Annotated in this window: 13 protein-coding genes and 1 pseudogene; 6 read left to right on the top strand and 8 right to left on the bottom strand. The window is 72.7% G+C overall.

The window, feature by feature from the left end:
• Nucleotides 1-39: 39 nt before the first annotated feature.
• The 7 genes from ACZ7LB_RS21795 to ACZ7LB_RS21765 form a co-directional block, all read right to left on the bottom strand.
• Nucleotides 40-1413, bottom strand: coding sequence for a TrpB-like pyridoxal phosphate-dependent enzyme (locus ACZ7LB_RS21795; protein ID WP_471470424.1), 1374 nt, complete (start codon nucleotides 1411-1413; stop codon nucleotides 40-42).
• 30 nt (nucleotides 1414-1443) lie between these two features.
• Nucleotides 1444-3294 (bottom strand): asparagine synthase (glutamine-hydrolyzing), encoded by a 1851-nt coding sequence (gene asnB / locus ACZ7LB_RS21790; protein ID WP_471470423.1) that lies wholly within the window; start codon nucleotides 3292-3294, stop codon nucleotides 1444-1446.
• Nucleotides 3295-3354: 60 nt separating this feature from the next.
• Entirely contained in the window at nucleotides 3355-3606 is a 252-nt protein-coding gene (locus ACZ7LB_RS21785; protein ID WP_471470422.1) for an acyl carrier protein, read from the bottom strand.
• A gap of 74 nt (nucleotides 3607-3680) precedes the next feature.
• Complete coding sequence (locus ACZ7LB_RS21780; RefSeq protein ID WP_471470421.1) at nucleotides 3681-4862, bottom strand: beta-ketoacyl synthase N-terminal-like domain-containing protein; 1182 nt, start codon at nucleotides 4860-4862, stop codon at nucleotides 3681-3683.
• 17 nt (nucleotides 4863-4879) lie between these two features.
• Complete coding sequence (locus ACZ7LB_RS21775) at nucleotides 4880-5944, bottom strand: methyltransferase (RefSeq protein WP_471470419.1); 1065 nt, start codon at nucleotides 5942-5944, stop codon at nucleotides 4880-4882.
• A 32-nt stretch (nucleotides 5945-5976) separates the two neighbouring features.
• The gene (locus ACZ7LB_RS21770; RefSeq protein ID WP_471470418.1) at nucleotides 5977-6522 is read right to left on the bottom strand and encodes an O-methyltransferase; all 546 of its coding nucleotides are present in this window, start codon (nucleotides 6520-6522) and stop codon (nucleotides 5977-5979) included.
• Between the two features lie 1461 nt (nucleotides 6523-7983).
• Nucleotides 7984-8763 (bottom strand): IclR family transcriptional regulator, encoded by a 780-nt coding sequence (locus ACZ7LB_RS21765; RefSeq protein ID WP_471470417.1) that lies wholly within the window; start codon nucleotides 8761-8763, stop codon nucleotides 7984-7986.
• A gap of 252 nt (nucleotides 8764-9015) precedes the next feature.
• On the opposite strand from ACZ7LB_RS21765, the gene ACZ7LB_RS21760 reads away from it, so the two are divergent.
• The 5 genes from ACZ7LB_RS21760 (at nucleotide 9016) to ACZ7LB_RS21740 (ending at nucleotide 15437) form a co-directional block, all read left to right on the top strand.
• A complete protein-coding gene (locus ACZ7LB_RS21760; protein ID WP_471470416.1) occupies nucleotides 9016-10227 on the top strand; it encodes an FAD-dependent monooxygenase in 1212 nt (403 codons plus the stop codon).
• 94 nt (nucleotides 10228-10321) lie between these two features.
• Nucleotides 10322-11377 carry a maleylacetate reductase gene (locus ACZ7LB_RS21755; protein ID WP_471470415.1) on the top strand — a complete coding sequence of 352 codons (1056 nt, stop codon included), beginning with the start codon at nucleotides 10322-10324 and terminating at the stop codon, nucleotides 11375-11377.
• A complete protein-coding gene (locus tag ACZ7LB_RS21750; protein ID WP_471470413.1) occupies nucleotides 11374-12312 on the top strand; it encodes a dioxygenase family protein in 939 nt (312 codons plus the stop codon). Before ACZ7LB_RS21755 ends, ACZ7LB_RS21750 begins: the two co-directional genes overlap by 4 nt.
• Nucleotides 12313-12735: 423 nt before the next feature.
• Nucleotides 12736-14133, top strand: coding sequence for an MFS transporter (locus tag ACZ7LB_RS21745; RefSeq protein ID WP_471470412.1), 1398 nt, complete (start codon nucleotides 12736-12738; stop codon nucleotides 14131-14133).
• Nucleotides 14134-14672: 539 nt separating this feature from the next.
• Entirely contained in the window at nucleotides 14673-15437 is a 765-nt protein-coding gene (locus ACZ7LB_RS21740) for a transposase family protein (protein WP_471470410.1), read from the top strand.
• A gap of 115 nt (nucleotides 15438-15552) precedes the next feature.
• Here ACZ7LB_RS21740 and ACZ7LB_RS21735 read toward each other — a convergent pair whose 3' ends face one another.
• Nucleotides 15553-15864 carry a hypothetical protein gene (locus ACZ7LB_RS21735; protein ID WP_471470631.1) on the bottom strand — a complete coding sequence of 104 codons (312 nt, stop codon included), beginning with the start codon at nucleotides 15862-15864 and terminating at the stop codon, nucleotides 15553-15555.
• Between the two features lie 21 nt (nucleotides 15865-15885).
• On the opposite strand from ACZ7LB_RS21735, the pseudogene ACZ7LB_RS21730 reads away from it, so the two are divergent.
• Nucleotides 15886-16334 (top strand): annotated as a pseudogene (locus ACZ7LB_RS21730) (transposase family protein); the annotation flags it as partial.
• Between the last annotated feature and the right edge of the window lie 95 nt (nucleotides 16335-16429).

The raw sequence follows: 16429 nt of genomic DNA, 5'->3' as shown, positions 1-16429 counted from the left end.
CCCTTCGCACCGTGCGGGGCTCGGGCCGCTCGCGGGACGTCAGTCCTGGACGAGCGGGGCCGCCGCCGGGAGCCGGGCGAAGGACGCGGCGAGGGCGCCTTCGTCGAGGGGCTGGTCGTGAAGGCGGTCGGCGAGGTGGTTCTCATAGGCGGTGAGGTCGAAGTGGCCGTGCCCGGACAGCCCGAAGAGGATGCTCTCGGCGTGTCCGGCCTCCTTGCAGCGCAGCGCCTCACGGACGACGGCGGCGATCGCGTGGGAGGACTCGGGAGCGGGGACGATCCCCTCGGTGCGGGCGAAGTGCACCCCGGCCGCGAGGCATTCGGTCTGGGGAAGCGAAAGCGCTTCGACGAGGCCGCGCTCGACAGCGGCGCTGAGCAGGGGGGCGATGCCGTGGTAGCGCAGGCCCCCCGCGTGCAGGGCGGGCGGCATGTAGGCGTGGCCCAGGGTGTGCATCCGCAGCATGGGGGTCAGCCCCGCGGTGTCGGCGAAGTCGTAGGCGATCTGCCCGCGGGTGAGGGTGGGGCAGGCGGTGGGTTCGACCGCGATGATCCTGGGCGGGGGCCCGGCGGCCGGGTGGAGGAAGGGCGCGATGAGCCCGCCGAGGTTGCTGCCGCCGCCCACGCACCCGATCAGCACGTCGGGGTGGTCGTCGGCGAGGGCGAGCTGTGCGACGGCTTCCTTGCCGATGACGCTCTGGTGCAGCAGGACGTGATTGAGGACGCTGCCGCCGGCGAAGCTGGTGGCGGGGTCGGCCAGGGCGAGTTCGGCGGCCTCGGAGATGGCGATGCCGAGGCTGCCCTCGCAGTCGGGATCGGCGGCCAGCGCGGCCCGTCCGGCGGCGGTCTCGGGGCTGGGACTGGGCACGCAGCGGGCCCCGTAGGCTTCCATGAAGGTACGGCGGTGGGGTTTGTGCTGGTAGCTGACCCTCACCATGAAGATCTGGACGGCGAGCCCGAAGAGGGCCCCGGCGTAGGCCAGCGAGGAACCCCACTGGCCGGCGCCGGTGTCGGTGACGAGCCGCCGGATGCCGGCCTGCTGGTTGTAGAAGGCCTGCGCGACGGCGGTGTTGGCCTTGTGGCTCCCGGTGGGGCTGCAGCCCTCGTACTTGTAGTAGATCCGGGCCGGAGTGCCGAGGGCGCGTTCCAGGCGGCGGGCCCGGAACAGGGGAGTGGGCCGCCACTGCGCGTAGGCCTGCCGGATCTGCCAGGGGATCTCGATCTCGGCCTCGTGGCTGGTCTCCTGCCGGGCGAGTTCCGGCGGCATGATCGCGAGGAGGTCGTCCGCGGTCACGGGCCGCCCGGTGACGGAATGGACGGGCGGAGCGAGACCGCCCAGGTCGGCGGCCAGATTGTGCCAGGTACGGGGGATGTCCCGTTCGCCGAGCAGGTACCTGGTGGTCGTGGTGTCCGGCATGGTTGCCTCCGGCGGTGGGCCGCGTGCGGGTCACAGGTCGAGGGTGACGTCGTAGGACGAGAGCCAGTCGTTGAGCCACAGGGCGAGTTCGAGGCCGCCGCGGTTGTAGGGCAGGCTGACGTCCCCGGGGTCCGCGGCGGCCACGCGCCGCGCCTTCTTCTGGTCGAGGAGCGGCAGGACGGGGGAGTCCCCGTCGGCCAGGACACCGGCGAGCCGGTGACGCAGCGCCAGCTCGTAGCCGGGGTCCTGGGTGGCGGGGTAGGGCGATTTGACGCGCCGCAGGATGGACGCGGGAAGCAGGTCGGCGACGGCCGCGCGCAGCAGGCTCTTCTCCCGGCCGTCGAAGGACTTCATCGCCCACGGGGTGTTGAAGACGTACTCGACCAGGCGGTGGTCGCAGAAGGGGACCCGCACCTCCAGACCGACGGCCATGCTCATCCTGTCCTTGCGGTCGAGCAGGATCTGGAGGAAGCGGGTGAGGTTGAGATGGGTCATCTCGCGCAGCCGCCGCTCACCGGGATCCTCGCCGGGCAGCACGGGCACGTCGGCGAGGGCTTCCCGGTAGCGGGCCTGCCGGTTGCCGGGGAGGTCGAGTTTCTCCTTGAGCCCGCTGTCCAGCAGGGACAGGCCGCTGAAGTAGCGGGCGGAGCCCGAGGTGTGCCAGGGGAAGGTGTCCGCCTCGATGGCGGCGGGGTTGCGGAACCACTGGTAGCCGCCGAAGAGCTCGTCGGCCGCCTCGCCCGACAGCGCGACGGTGGACTGTTCGCGGACGGCCTGGAACAGCAGGTAGAGGGAGGGCCACATGTCACCCCAGTAGGCCGGTGGCAGGTCCACGGCTCCGAGGACCGCCGCACGGACCGCCGGGTCGGACAGCCGCCCGCTGTCGAGGAGGACCTCGGTGTGATCGGCCGAGACATGACGGGCAAGTTCCGTGACGAAGGGTGCGTCGCGGGTCTCGCGCACGCCGTCGGCCTCGAACCTCTCGGCTCCGCCCGCGAAGTCGACGGAGAAGGAGTTCACCGGGCCGCCGCCCCCGGCGGCGAGGGCACGGGCGGCGAGCGCGGTCACCGCGGACGAGTCCAGCCCTCCGGACAGCAGTGTGCACAGCGGCACGTCGGAGACCATCTGCCGGGTGACGGCGTCCTCGAGCAGACCGCGCACGGTGGCGATGGTGGTGGCCAGGTCGTCCGTGTGCTCGCGGGCCTCCAGCCGCCAGTACCGGCGCCCATGGTGGCCGTCCCTGCCGACCCGGACGAGCTGACCGGGCCGCACCTCGTGCATGCCGTGGAAGACGGTTCGTCCGGGTGTCTTGAGCATGTCCAGCACCTCGCGCAGGCCGTCGGCGCCGACGGTCCGGGGCGCGAGCGGATTGGCGAGGATCGCCTTGGGCTCCGAGCCGAACAGCACGCCGTGCGGGGTGGGAAGGTAATAGAGCGGCTTGACGCCCATCCGGTCGCGCAGGAGGAGGAGTTCCTCGACGCGCGGATCCCAGACGGCCAGGGCGTACATGCCGTTCAGCCGGTCGGCCATACCCTCCCCCCACTCCAGATACGCGTGGAGGACGACCTCGGTGTCGCTGCGGGTGCGGAAGCGGTGCCCGCGGGAGGCGAGCTCGGCACGCAGCTCGCGGAAGTTGTACACCTCCCCGCTGAAGGTCATCGCGGCCAGCACCCGGCCGTCCTCCTCGGCCGTCATCGGCTGCAGGCCGCCCTCGGGGTCGATGACCGCGAGCCGCCGGTGCCCCAGGGCGGCGTGCTCGTCGAGCCAGACGCCGCCGTCGTCGGGACCGCGGCGGGCCATGGTGGCCGTCATCGCCTCGACGGTCGCCCGTTCCCGGGGCAGGCTGAGCCGGTAGTCCACCCAGCCGGTGATTCCGCACATGGTGATCAGTCCTCTCCACACGGGTGGCCCGCCCAGGAGCGGGCGGGCCGTCGGCGGTGTTCAGCCGCTCACCCGGTCATTGACGATCTTGATCAGGTCCCGTGGGGTCGGGGTCCTGCCCAGCACGTCCTCGGGCAGGACCACCCCGCACTGCCGCTCCAGCTTCACCACGGTGTTCAGCAGGGCGAGGGAGTCCAGGCCGAGTTCGGCGAAGGAAGTGTCGAGGTGCGCCTCGTCCAGCGGCACGATCTCCTCGTCGCCGGCGCACGAGGCGAGGATCGCGGCGAGGTCCTTGACGGTGAGTTCAGGCATGACGCGTCCTTTCCCGGCGCACTCGGCCGGAGGAGATTCGATGAGGGGAACGGGGCGCGGGCCCGCCGACCGGATCAGCGCGAGGAGCCCTCGCCGGCCGGGGCACGGAAGACGGCAGCACAGATGTTCCCGCCGAAGCCCAGCCCCACCTGCAGGGTGATGCCGCCGGCGTGCGCGACCGCCCCCCGGGCGAGCTGGGAATGAGCGTCCCCGGCGGCCGGGACCGGAGCGGGCAGCACGCCCTCTTCATGCGCGCGGGCCGTCGTCACCGTGTCCAGCAGCGGCGCGGCACCCATGGAATGACCGAACATCGGCTTGAAACCGTAGGCGGTGGCCCGCGGGCCGAGACGGCCGAGAACGGCCAGGTCCGCGTCGTAGCACTCGCGGGTGCCGGTGCCGTGGGCGTTGTAGTAACCGATGTCCGCCGCCCGGACACCGGCCCGCCGCAGGGCGTCGTCAACAGTCGTCAGAACGTGCCGGAAGGACGGCTCGATCGCGACGGGATGGAAGGCGTCGTTGGCCAGACAGGAGGAGACCAGCTCCAGATAGGGCTGCGCCTGGCGCGCCGGAGTCAGGACCAGCGCCGCGGCACCCTCACCGAGGACGAACCCGCGGGTGCCCTTCTGGAAGGGACGGCACACCTCGTGCGGGGGACGGTCGTGGATGAGCGGACCCACCGACGCACCGAGACGCATCTCCTCGCCGTCGAAACCCACATCAGCACCGGTCACGATGACGTCCGTGGCGTCGCCGCAGGTCAGCAGACGCTGCGCCAGGGTCAGGGCATGCAGCCCGGAGGAGCAGGCGGCACTGGTGACCACCGACGGCCCGGTGAACCCGTGCTTGATCATCACAAGGGCGGGCGGAGTCGTCCAGGTCTGTTCGACATAGGAACTGCGGGGACTGATCCACCCCGGGTCGAGGTAGCGGTTGCGGACGAGTTCGAGGTCGGCACGGGTCGTGGCGTGGACGATCGCGACACGCTCGCCGGGCGACCAGCCCCGGGTGAGGGCGTCCGCGACCGCCTCGTCCGCCGCGGCGAACGCGGCCCGCACGTACCGGGTACGGCCCACCTCCGGATCGCCGCCCTCGGGCACACGGGCGAACCAGCACGGGTCGGGGAACCGCCCGCCCAGACCACGGTGCAGCCGGGCACTGGACTCCCCCGTGGCCAGACCGGACCAGAGCTCCTTCATCCCCCAGCCGTATCCCGACACGGCTCCGATGCCGACGACGCCGGCGGCGGTGAGTTGCATGTCCACTCCTTGGGCACTCACTTGTGGGCGACGACGAGGCCGTTGGCACCGGGAGCCTCCACGACCAGCCCGACCCGTTCGACCGACCGGAAACCCGCATCGGCCAGCCAGCTCTCGTACTCGCGGCGCGTACGATTGGCGCCGCCGGCCGTGTGCACGAGCATGTTGAGACTCATCAGCGCGGCCGTCTGCGGTCCGGTGCCGTCGTCGTCGACGAACGCCTCGGCCACCACGAGTGCCCCGCCTTCCTCCAGCGCCCGCAGACAGAGCCCCAGAACAGCGCGGCAGCCCGGCTCGTCCCACATGTGCAGGATGTTGGAGACCAGCATCACGTCGTGACCGGCGGGCAGCTCACTCGCGGTGAGCAGGTCACCGTTCCGAGTCCCGATCCGGTCGGCGTACCCGTCACGGGCGATCCGCTCCCGGGCGAGCCCGCACACCGAGGGCAGGTCGTACACCGTCGCCGACAGCCCCGGATTGCCGCGGCACAGCTCCAGGCTGAAATCGCCCTGGCCACCGCCGAGATCGAGCAGCCTCCGGAACCGCGAGAAGTCGTACGACCGGGCCACGGCATCCGCGGTGAACGCGGACCCCGACGACATACCCCGCCAGAACAACGGCTCCCGCTCGGCGGCGTCGGCCGCGAACCGCCGCTCCGCCTGCGGAACGCGCCCCGCGGTACCGTCCGCGCGCAGCACGTCCAGCAACTCCGCCCAGGACCGGTACTGCTGCTGCTCCACCAGGCGGACGAAGTCCCCGAAGTAATGGGGACGCCCGGCCACCAGATACCCCGCGGCGAGCGGACTGTTGCCGTAGCCCGCAGCGGTGCGGTCGACGAGCCCGAACGAGGCACACGCCGCCAGCAGCATCCCCGCCGGCCGCTCCCGCAGACCGAGCAGCTCCGCACACCGGGCCACGGACAGCGGCCCGTGCGCCGCCAGGACGTCGAAGAGCTCCAGCCGCACCGCCGACGCCAGCACCTGGGACGCACGGAACCCGTCGAGCAACCGCATCAGCGGCATCGGCGTGGGCCCGGCGGCTGCTTCCCGCCCCGCCCCGGCACCCGGCACCACGGTGGCCACGGCCGGAGCCCCGATCCCACCGGTATGGCCGCTCACCGGCTCTGGGCGGGCTTGACGGCGAACAACTCCTCGCCCTCCTCCCGGAGCCGCCAGCCGCCCAACAGCTCACGGACCTCCGCCTCCTCACCGCCCAGCTTCATGTTGCTGACGATCAGCAGCCCACCCGGGCGCAGCGCCCGCACCAGGACCTCGACCTCGGCGACACTCACCTCCATGCCGTCGAAGAAGGCCAGATCGGCCTCACCCGCGGGCAGTTCCGCAAGCACGTCGACGGCCTCACCCGTCACACAGCTCACCCGGTCGGCCAGCCCCCGCTCACCCAGATGCTTCTGCGCCAGCTCCGTGTGGACCGGGTCACGGTCCACGGTGTGCACACGGGCCCCGGCACCGGCCAAGCAGGCGGCGGAGTACCCGAGCGAGGTGCCGATCTCCACGGCGGTGCGCGCACCCGCGTCGCCGGCCCACGCCGCCAGCCGCGCGCCGTCACCGAAGGGGTGAGAGCCGCATCCATGAGCCCGTTGGTGGTCGAGGGTGGCGTCCTTGAGATCCGACATCGGATCCTGCACAGCAGATCGCATGCGAAACCTTCCGACGATGAGAGACGCGGGCGCCCGCGCAGAGGACATGACGCCTGCGTGAGTTCAGGGGAAAGGCAGAAGGCCGCGGCGGACGCGTCGATGCCCGGCCGAACACAAACCCTCATCGGCCCTGCCACGACCACACAAACACCGTCACCGGCGGGCGGCACATTGAAGCGGCTGGTCAGGCGACACAGCCCGGCGCGCCGAACGAGCCGGACACGGAAAAACCGCAGCTCATCCACCCCGCCCATCCCCAGTACCCGCCCTTCCGCCCCGCCACGTCCGCGGAAGCAGCGCCTGATCCCCGGGACGGGGCCGCCGGGCGGACTGCCGACGACGGCAGCCGCCCCCCGCCGACCCGCGCCGCGGTGCCCGAAGCACTCCGGGCCCGCATGCGCGGCAGGACGAGCCGGATCATCCGGGCCGGTCCGAAGAGGTTCACGCCGATCTGCGCGCGGGCCCCCTCCGGGAGAACGTCCTTCAGGGCCCGGCAGGAGCCGTATCCGGCGTTGTTTGACGAGGACGCCGACGCGCCCCTCCGCCGCGATGACCCCGGCAACGGCCCCTCGGCCGAGGCGTCGTCGGCCACCCCGAGCGCGACGGTCCGCGGACCCCGGACGGTGAAGCCCTCCACACGCCCGCCATCGCCGCCCGCCTTCCGGACGTACCCTCGCCGGGCTCACCGGCCCCGGAAGGGGCGCCCGTGCACATCACCACCGAAACGGCCGCGACGTCCGCGCGGATCACCCGCACGGGAACATCGGCCACAGCACCCCGCCCCCGCTGGAAGCCGCGGCCGCCGCGCTGCCGCCGACCGGGACCGCCGTGCGCCGGGACCTGAGCGAGACCGGCTTCACAACCACCGCCGGCCTCCGCCCCCTCCTCGACACCGCCGCGCCGCGCACCCCGCCCCGCAGCACCACCGTGTACCGTCCCCAGCCCCCGCAGATGATTCCCCGAGCCTCGTCAGCAAGGAGGCCGGCACCGCGCCCGATCCGCAAGGGACCCGGCTCGCGGCCGGACGACTCATGCCAACAGGGCACCGGGAAGGGGAAGATGGGAGGGCCGGATAGCGTGACGCTCGTCCACTGACGGGGAGAGCGGGGGAGCGATGCGGATAGCGGTGACGGGCGCCGCGGGCGGGCGGCGCAGCCGCTCGCAGGCGGAGACGGCGTGGACGTCCTAGCGATGGCCGGGCGGAAGCCGCCCTCCGCGGCACTGCCGCCGCAGGCCGAGGCCGCCGTCGCCGACTACCCCGGTCCACCCGCGCTGCGCGCGGCGCTCACAGGCGTGGACACCCTTGTCCTTGTCTCCAGTGACGGGCCCGAGCACCCCCACGGGCGTTCCGGCCCCTCCCTCCCCGTGTGCGGCCCTCCGGGCCACCGCATGCCGGAGCACACCCGCGCACCGGACCCGTATGAGCCGGACGGCCCTCGCGCAGCCGCGGAACGGTCCCGCTCAGCCCTCGCGGACGCGGATGCCGGGGCGCCACCCGAGCATGCGGGAGATACCGAGTCCACTGGTGATCACCGACGGCAGGACGGACTGCGGCTGCACCGAACCGGCCCGGACGACGACCGAGAGCGAGGCCACCACCCGGCCCTCACCGTTCATGATCCGAGTGGCGATGGAATCGGCCCCGGCGGTCAGCTCCCCGCGCACCAGGGCACTGCCGGTACGCCGGCAGTCGGCCAGCTCCCGGCGGAGCGCGTCCGGGTGGACGACCGTCCGGGACGTGTAGCGGCGCAGCCCGGCGCCGAGGACCCGGCCCGACAACTCCGGCCCGGCATGCCCGAGCAGCACCTTGCCGACGCCCGAACAGTGCAGCGGCAGCCGCCCGCCCACCTGCGAGACCAGCCCGAGCGCCCGGCGCCCCGAGAGCCGCTCGATGATCACCGCCTCCTCGCCCTCCAGCACCGCGAGCTGCACGTGCTGGTGCAGAGCCGCGTACAGGTCCTCCATGAAGGGCTGGGCCATCGTCCGCAGCGACTCCGTCAGCGGCGCCAGCGTCCCGAGCCGCCACAGCCGCAGCCCGACCGCGAACCGGCCGTCGGGCCGCCGCTCCAGCGCACCGGCCTCCGTCAGCTCCAGCACCAGCCGCCGCGCGGTGGCATGCGGCAGCCCCGTCTTACGGGCCAGCTCCGCGAGGCTCAGCTCGCTCTCCCCGGGCCGGAAGGCGAACAGCAGCCCGAGGAGACGGGAGCTGACACTCCGGCCCGGCTCGTTCGTACGGGGCACGCGCCCTCCTCGCACTCGGCCGACGAGACACCCCGGTCCGCGGGCGGCTTCGCGGTGACGCCCTGGGGGACACCCGGGCCGATGCTCCGCCCGCCCGACCCAGAAGCGGGACCCATGTTCATTCAATGAACCATCATGCCCCGCACCGATGTGAGCCGTGCAACATGAACGACGCCGCGCCCGCACGGCCCGGCCCCCGAACCATCGCACCGGACCGTCGTACCGGAGCCCGCGCAACCGAGGAGCTTGAGGATGACAGCACGTACGACCGCCGCACCCAGGATCGCCATCCTGGGCGGCGGCATCGGCGGACTCGCCACAGCGGCGTTCCTGCGCCGCGAAGGGCTCACCAGCACGGTGTACGAACAGGCCCCCCGCCTCGCCGAGATCGGCGCCGGACTGGTCGTCGCCCCCAACGCCGCCCGCCAACTGCGCCGGCTCGGCGTCCTCGACACCTTCCGCGACCGCGCCGTACCCCTCGACACCGGCTGGGAGTTCCGCCGCTGGCAGGACGGCACCGTCCTCTCCTCGGAGAACCTGGCGGACGCCTGCCAGCACCTCTACGGCGAACAGACCTACACCGCGCACCGCGCCGACCTGCTCGCCGCCCTCCACTCCCGGGTACCCGCGGAGAACGTCCGGCTCGGCCGGGAGTGCGTCGGCCTGGACACCGCCGCAGCCGCGTACACGCTGCGCTTCGCCGACGGCAGCACGGCCACCGCCGACATCGTGATCGGCGCCGACGGCGTCCACTCCGTCGTCCGCGACACCCTCTTCGGCGCCGCACCCGCCACCTACTCCGGACTCTGCGCCTTCCGCGCCCTCGTCCCCGCCGAGAACGCCCCCGGATTCGCCCGCCGCCCCGCCCAGACCCTGTGGATCGGCCCCGACCACCACCTCGTGCACTACCCGGTCTCCGGCGGCGACCTGGTCAACCTGGTCGCCTTCGCCCCCGCCGGCGCCTACACCACCGAGTCCTGGACGGCCACGGCCACCGTCGAGGACTTCCTCACCGAGTTCACCGGCTGGGACCCCCGCCTGACCGGACTCATCCGCGCGGCAGGCACCCCCGGCCGCTGGGCCCTGCTCGACCGCGAACCGCTGACCCACTGGTCCGACGCCGGCATGACCCTCCTCGGCGACGCCGCGCACCCCATGTTCCCGTTCTTCGCACAGGGCGCCGCCCAGGCCATCGAGGACGCCGCCGTCCTCGCCGGCTGCCTCGCCCACGGCCTCGGCGACCCGGCCGCCGCGCTGCGCCGCTACGAAGGACTGCGCATCCCGCGCACCACCCGCCTGCAGACCGTCAGCCACGGCCGCGCCCACGTCAACCACCTCCCGGACGGCACCGAACAGCGCGCCCGTGACACCGCCTACGCCCGGCAGGACCCGCTCCTGGCCAACGGGTGGATCTATGAGTACGACCCGGAAACGGAACTGGACCCGATGGCCACCGCCCGGTGAACGTGCGGCAGAACCCACGGACCGCAAGGACGCCGCGGCCCCCCGGGGCCCCGCGTCCCGGCACGGCCGGAACCCCGACGGACGGGAAGACACGATGAAGTTCGCACACGAGACAATGCCCCAGCGAGTGGTCTTCGCCCCCGGCGAGTCCGCCGCCGCGGTGGCCGCCGAGGTCGCGGCGCTCGGCGCCCGCAAAGCCATGCTGATCGCCTCCGGCCGGGAAGCCGCCCTCGCCGACCCCATCGCCCGGGAGATCCCGGTCGCCGTGCGCCACCAGGAAGTCGTGATGCACGTACCGGTCGAGGTCGCCGCACGGGCCCGCGAGGCTGCCGCCGCCTTCGACGCCGACGTGCTGGTCAGCGTCGGCGGCGGCTCCACCACCGGCCTCGCCAAGGCCGTCGCCCTCACCACCGGCCTGCCCGTCATCGCCGTCCCCACCACCTACGCCGGCTCCGAGGCCACCAACGTATGGGGCCTGACCGAGGACGGGACCAAGACCACCGGCGTCGACAACGCCGTACTGCCCCGCTCCGTCGTCTACGACGCCACCCTGCTGGAAAGCCTGCCGGGCGAACTGAGCGTGGCCTCCGGACTCAACGCGATGGCCCACTGCGTCGACTCCTTCTGGGGACCCCGCGCCGACCCCATCGACCGGACCCTCGCCCAGGAGGGCGTCCGCGCCCTCGCCACCGCACTGCCCGCCGTCGCCGCCGACCCGGCCGGCCGGGAGGGCATCGAACAGACCCTGTACGGCGCCTACCTCGCCGCGGTCTCCTTCGCCGGCGCCGGATCGGGACTGCACCACAAGATCTGCCACGTGCTGGGCGGCATGTTCAACCTCCCGCACGCCCAGACCCACGCCGTCGTCCTGCCGTACGTCCTCGCCCTCAACGCGCCGCACGCCCCCGACGCCGAACGGCGCATCGCGCAGGCGTTCGGCAGCGACACCGCCTCGGCCGGACTGGCCGCACTGCGCGCCCGGCTGAACGCCCCGACCACGCTCAAGGAATACGGCATGCCCGAGGACGGCATCGCCAGGGCCGTCGCCCCGATCCTCGCGGCGGCCCCCGCGGGCAACCCCGCACCCATGACCGAGGACACCGTCACCGGCCTGCTGCGCGCGGCCTGGGAAGGGAGCGAACCGTCATGACCGACGTCCGCACCGGGGGGACCGGCACCGGCCCGGGACCGGCACCCGCCGCGCCCGCCGTCGGCGCCGAACAGGCCGCCCGCGAGGAGGAACTCCTCCAGCGCGTCCTGCGCTCCTTCGACGCCTGCGCCGACCCGCGCCTGAAGCTCCTCATGCGCTCCCTCGTCAGCCACCTGCACGCCTTCCTGCGGGACGCGCGCCCGACGGAGGAGGAGTGGAGCCGGGCGATCGCCTTCCTCACCGAGGCCGGCCACCTCACCGACGACCGGCGCCAGGAGTTCATCCTGCTCTCCGACACCCTCGGCGCCTCCATGCAGACCATCGCCATCAACAACGCGGCGTACGGCGACGCCACCGAGGCCACCGTCTTCGGCCCCTTCTTCGTCGAGGGGTCACCCGAGATCCCGCTCGGCGGCGACCTGTCCTTCGGCGCGACGGGCGAACCCTGCTGGGTCGAGGGCACCGTCACCGGCCCGGCCGGCGCCCCCGTGCCCGGCGCCCGCATCGAGGTCTGGGAGGCCGACGAGGACGGCCTCTACGACGTCCAGTACGACGACGGCCGCACCGCCGCCCGCGCCCACCTCTTCACCGACGAACAGGGCCGCTACCGCTTCTGGGGCATCACCCCCACGCCGTACCCGATCCCGCACGACGGCCCGGTCGGCCGGATGCTCGCGGCGGTCGGACGGTCGCCCCACCGCGCCTCGCACCTGCACTTCATGGTGACCGCCGAGGGCTGCCGCCGCCTGGTGACCCACATCTTCGTGCGCGGCGACGAACTCCTCGACCGCGACAGCGTCTTCGGCGTCAAGGAGTCCCTGGTCAAGGACTTCGTACAGCAGCCGCCGGGCACCACGGGCCCCGACGGGCGCCTTGTCGACGGCCCCTGGTCACGGGTGCGCTTCGACATCGGCATGGCCCCGGCCGGGACCTGACCGACGGCCCGCCGGCCACGGGCCCCGCAAGCCCGGGCCCGGGCCACCGGCACCACCGGACCCGTGGCCGCCCGAGCGGCGGCCACGGCCGGGCCCGCCCCCGCCCCCCGGCCCACGACGCCCCCGCTGCCCCCGCCGCCCGGCCGACGGAACCGGGCCCCCGAGGAACCGGGACACCACGGCGCAGTACGCAGTACCCCGCTGCGCTCCAGGACCAGGGCACACACACCCTCACCAGCCCGCCCTGACGGCCCCGCCCTCACCGCCCCGCAGCGCCCGGACCCTTCGCGCCCCGGCCCTGCGCCGCGGTCCACGGCATGCGCCACCAGCCCCAGCCCCAGGCCCGGCCGACCCCGCCCGCCCCCCGGCCCCCGGCCCCCGGCACGGTGGCGAAGCCTTCCCCGGAAGAACGGAATCCCCTCGATGTCCGCACCCGCATCCGCACCCCGCGTCACCGCGAAACGCAGCACCCACTGGGTCCTGTTCATCTGCTGCCTCACCGTCATCTTCGACGGCTACGACCTGATCGTCTACGGGACGATCGTCCCCGACCTGCTCGCCCACAAGGAATGGGACCTCACCCCCGCCGAGGTCGGCCACATCGGCAGCGTCACCCTGGTCGGCATGCTGATCGGCGCGCTCGGCGTCGGCACCATCACCGATGTCCTCGGCCGCCGCAAGGTCATGATCGGCTGCCTGGTCTGGTTCTCGGTCGCCATGCCGGTCACCGCTCTGGCCCCCGACCCGACCGTCTTCATGCTGCTGCGCTTCGTCACCGGTCTCGGCCTCGGCGGTGTCGTCCCCACCGCCATCGCCCTGACCATGGAGTACTCCCCGGAGGGCCGCCGCCAGCTCAACAACTCCCTGATGTTCTCCGGCTACTCGGTCGGCGGCGTCCTCGCCGCCCTGCTCGCCCTGTGGCTACTGCCGGCGGCCGGCTTCCGGGCCATGTTCGTGGTCGGCGTGCTCCCGCTGTTCCTCGTGCTCCCACTGGCACTGCGCATGCTCCCCGAGTCGATCGCCTACCTGACCGCCAAGGGCCGCCTCGACGAAGCCGCCATGTACGCCCGCCGGTTCGGTGTCCCCGGCCCCGGAATGCCCGGCGCGGCAGGCGAGCCCGCAGCACCCGCGCCGGCCGCCTCCGGCAGGGCGGGCGGCGTCCTCGACATCCTGCGCACCCTCTTCGGCGGCCGACGCCTGGCGATGACCCTGCTGGTGTGGGCGATCTCCATCATCGGCCTCCTGCTCGTCTACGGACTCAACACCTGGCTCCCGCAGTTCATGCGCGGCGCCGGCTACTCGATGGGATCGGCGCTCACCTTCCTGCTGGTCTTCAACCTGGGCGCCGTGGCCGGTGTGATCATCGCGGGCGCACTGGCCGACAAACTGGGGGAGAAGCTCGTCATCGCCTGCTCCTTCTGCCTCGCGGCCGCCGCCGTCTGCCTCTTCATCACCAAACCGTCGACGGTCCCGCTGCTCATGGTGGGCGCCCTCGCCGGCTTCGGCTCCAACACACAGACCCTGGTCAACGCGTTCATCGGCGGCCTCTACCCGCCGACGGCCCGCGCGACCGCCCTCGGCTGGGCCCTCGGCGTCGGCCGGATCGGCGGCATCCTCGGCCCCACGTACGGTGGTTACGTCCTCACCAAGGTCGAGACCGGCTCCCTCGGGGACAACTGGGTCTTCTACGCCTTCGCCATCCCGGCGGTGGTGGCCGCCGTCCTGACCCTCCTGGTGCCGCGCAGACCCTGGACGACTCCGCCCACCGCCACCACCGGGCCCCCCGCGCCGGCCGCACGGGACATCACCACCGGCGCCTGACCGAACCCCCGGCCCCGGCCCCGCCCGCGCGGACCGGGGCCGCGGCCCGTGGGGAACGGCCCCGCCGGGACGGCTTCCGGACGGCCACCGCCCGCCGGCAGCCGTCCCGGGGCACACGAAGCCCCCGGCCTCTCTGGCAGCACACCTGAGCCCCTGCCCGCACGGGGCGGGGGACGTCCGCCGGTGCGTCATCCGCCCCGGCCTGCCCCCGTGTCCCGCCGGCGCAGCAGCCGCGTCGCGGATTCCTCGAACCGCTGCTCGGCCGGCCACCGGGGGTTCCTGCCCAGGTCGGGCACGAGAGAGAGCACAGGACCGGGGGGAGCCGGACCGGACCGACGTCTCCCTCCACGCAACGGCAGAGCACCACGACCGCAGGTTGGTGTGAAGTGCCGTTGCAGTGCCAGTAAGGGGATGCCATTACTGAGCCAGTGAGCCCTTTCCAACCTGTCTCTGACGTAGGACAGTTGGGATGACGACGCGGTGAAGCCCCTGGTAGATGGGTTTTCGACCAAGAGAACCGTCTCCGCCAGAGGCTTCACGTGCTCGTTCACCCGTCGGTCATCGACGTGTCCAGCTCTGCCCTCCGCTTCCTCACCCAGCAGTTGCGGCGGCACCGCCGTGCGATCGGCTCTCGTCGGCGGCGCCTGAGCGCCGGCCGTCAGGCCCTGCCGACACTCGCCCATCTGCGAGTGGGACACACGTATGCCCAGCTCGCGGCCGGCTTCGGCGTCGGAACCACCACGGCCTACCGTTATGTCACCGAGGCTGTCCAACTCCTGGCCGCCCTCGCCCCCAGCTTCACCGGCGCTGTGCGGACCGCGTCGGTGAAGGCGTTCGTGATCCTGGACGGCACGGTGCCGCCGATCGGCCGCATTGCCGCGGACCGGCCGTTCGACTCCGGCAAACACAAGAAGCACGGGATGAACGTGCAGGTCATCGCCGACCCCTTCGGCCGGCTGCTGCGGGCCTCACCGGCCCTGCCCGGCGCCGTCCACGACATTCGCGCGGCCCGCGAACACGGCATCATCGGCGCCCTCGCCGAGGCCGTCATCAAGTGCTGGGCCGACAAGGGCTACCGGGGTGCCAACGGCACGGTCCGCATCCCGTGCCGGGGCCGGCGGGAGACCCCTTCCACTGGCCGGAAGGCTGTGAACCGATCCCACGCAAGGATCCGGGCCCTCGTCGAGCAGGCCGTCGCCACCCTCGAGTCCTGGCGGCTCCTCCGCAAACTGCGGTGCTCGACCACCCGGATCACCAGCCTCGTCCAGGCCGTCCCCACCCCTCATCTGACCAGCTCAGAGTGAAGAGGGAAAGGGCTCAATGCCCCTGCTACGAACAGCAGTTCCTGGTAAGCGCGAAAGACTTCGTTGGTATCCACGGGAGCTCCGGTGAGAGGGGCGGTTGCGGTGACTGCCGCGATCACACTGAGGTGACGTCCGAGGCGGCGCGGGGGACATCGGCTGCCGGCGCAGGAGCGGCAGCCGCAGCGGCGGCCTCCCTGGCTGCGCCCATCTTCTTGCGGCCGGGCAGGATCACCAGCGCCAGCAGGCCTCCGACGATGGGTGCGACTGCGGCCGCGGTGAAGCCGATCTGCGGTCCGTCGGTGAAGACGAGGGCCACCGCGTCCCGTACCGGGCCCTGGACCCTGGCCGACAGCGAGGCGATGACGCTCAGGTCGCCCGAGGACAGGACGTCCACCGCGCTGGCCCGCGTCGCCGGCTCCAGGTCCACGCCTTTCAGCGCGTCGGGGACCGCACCGTGCCGGACCGATTCGGTGCCTGGTCCACCGTGCACAACCGGTTCCGGCAGTGGCGGGACGCCGGGGTCTTCGAAGCGCTGCTGGAAGGGGTGATCGTCGAGACGGCCGAGCGGGTTGGGGTGGACCTGTCGCTGGCCAGCGTGGACTCCACGACGGCCCGGGCCCATCACGACGCAGCCGGGATGCGACTGGAGGAGGGCGTCCTGGACGCGTTGGAGAAGGCCGCCGTCGAGGCGGAGGCGGCCCGGCGAAAAGGGGCGGCGCGGAGGAACAAGACGGACGGGGTGACGTCTGCAGTCCCGGCCAGGGCGAACGGCGACGCGTCCGGCGACGGCGCAAGCTGCGTTGGAAAGCCGCGCTGCTCGGGTGCTCGCGAGGCGGACAAACCAGCAAAATCCACCTGGCTGCCGACCACCGCTGCCGGCCCCTGGCCCTGATCCTTAGAAGTCATCTCATTTGGATGGAGTCGGTAGGCTGTCGGTCATGGTGGGGATCGTTGAGCGGCTGGTGCCGGATGAGTTGTGGGAGTTGTTTCAG

It is taken from the genome of Streptomyces sp. NPDC107521 (assembly GCF_055598485.1).
This window is presented reverse-complemented; position numbering and strand designations above follow the sequence as displayed.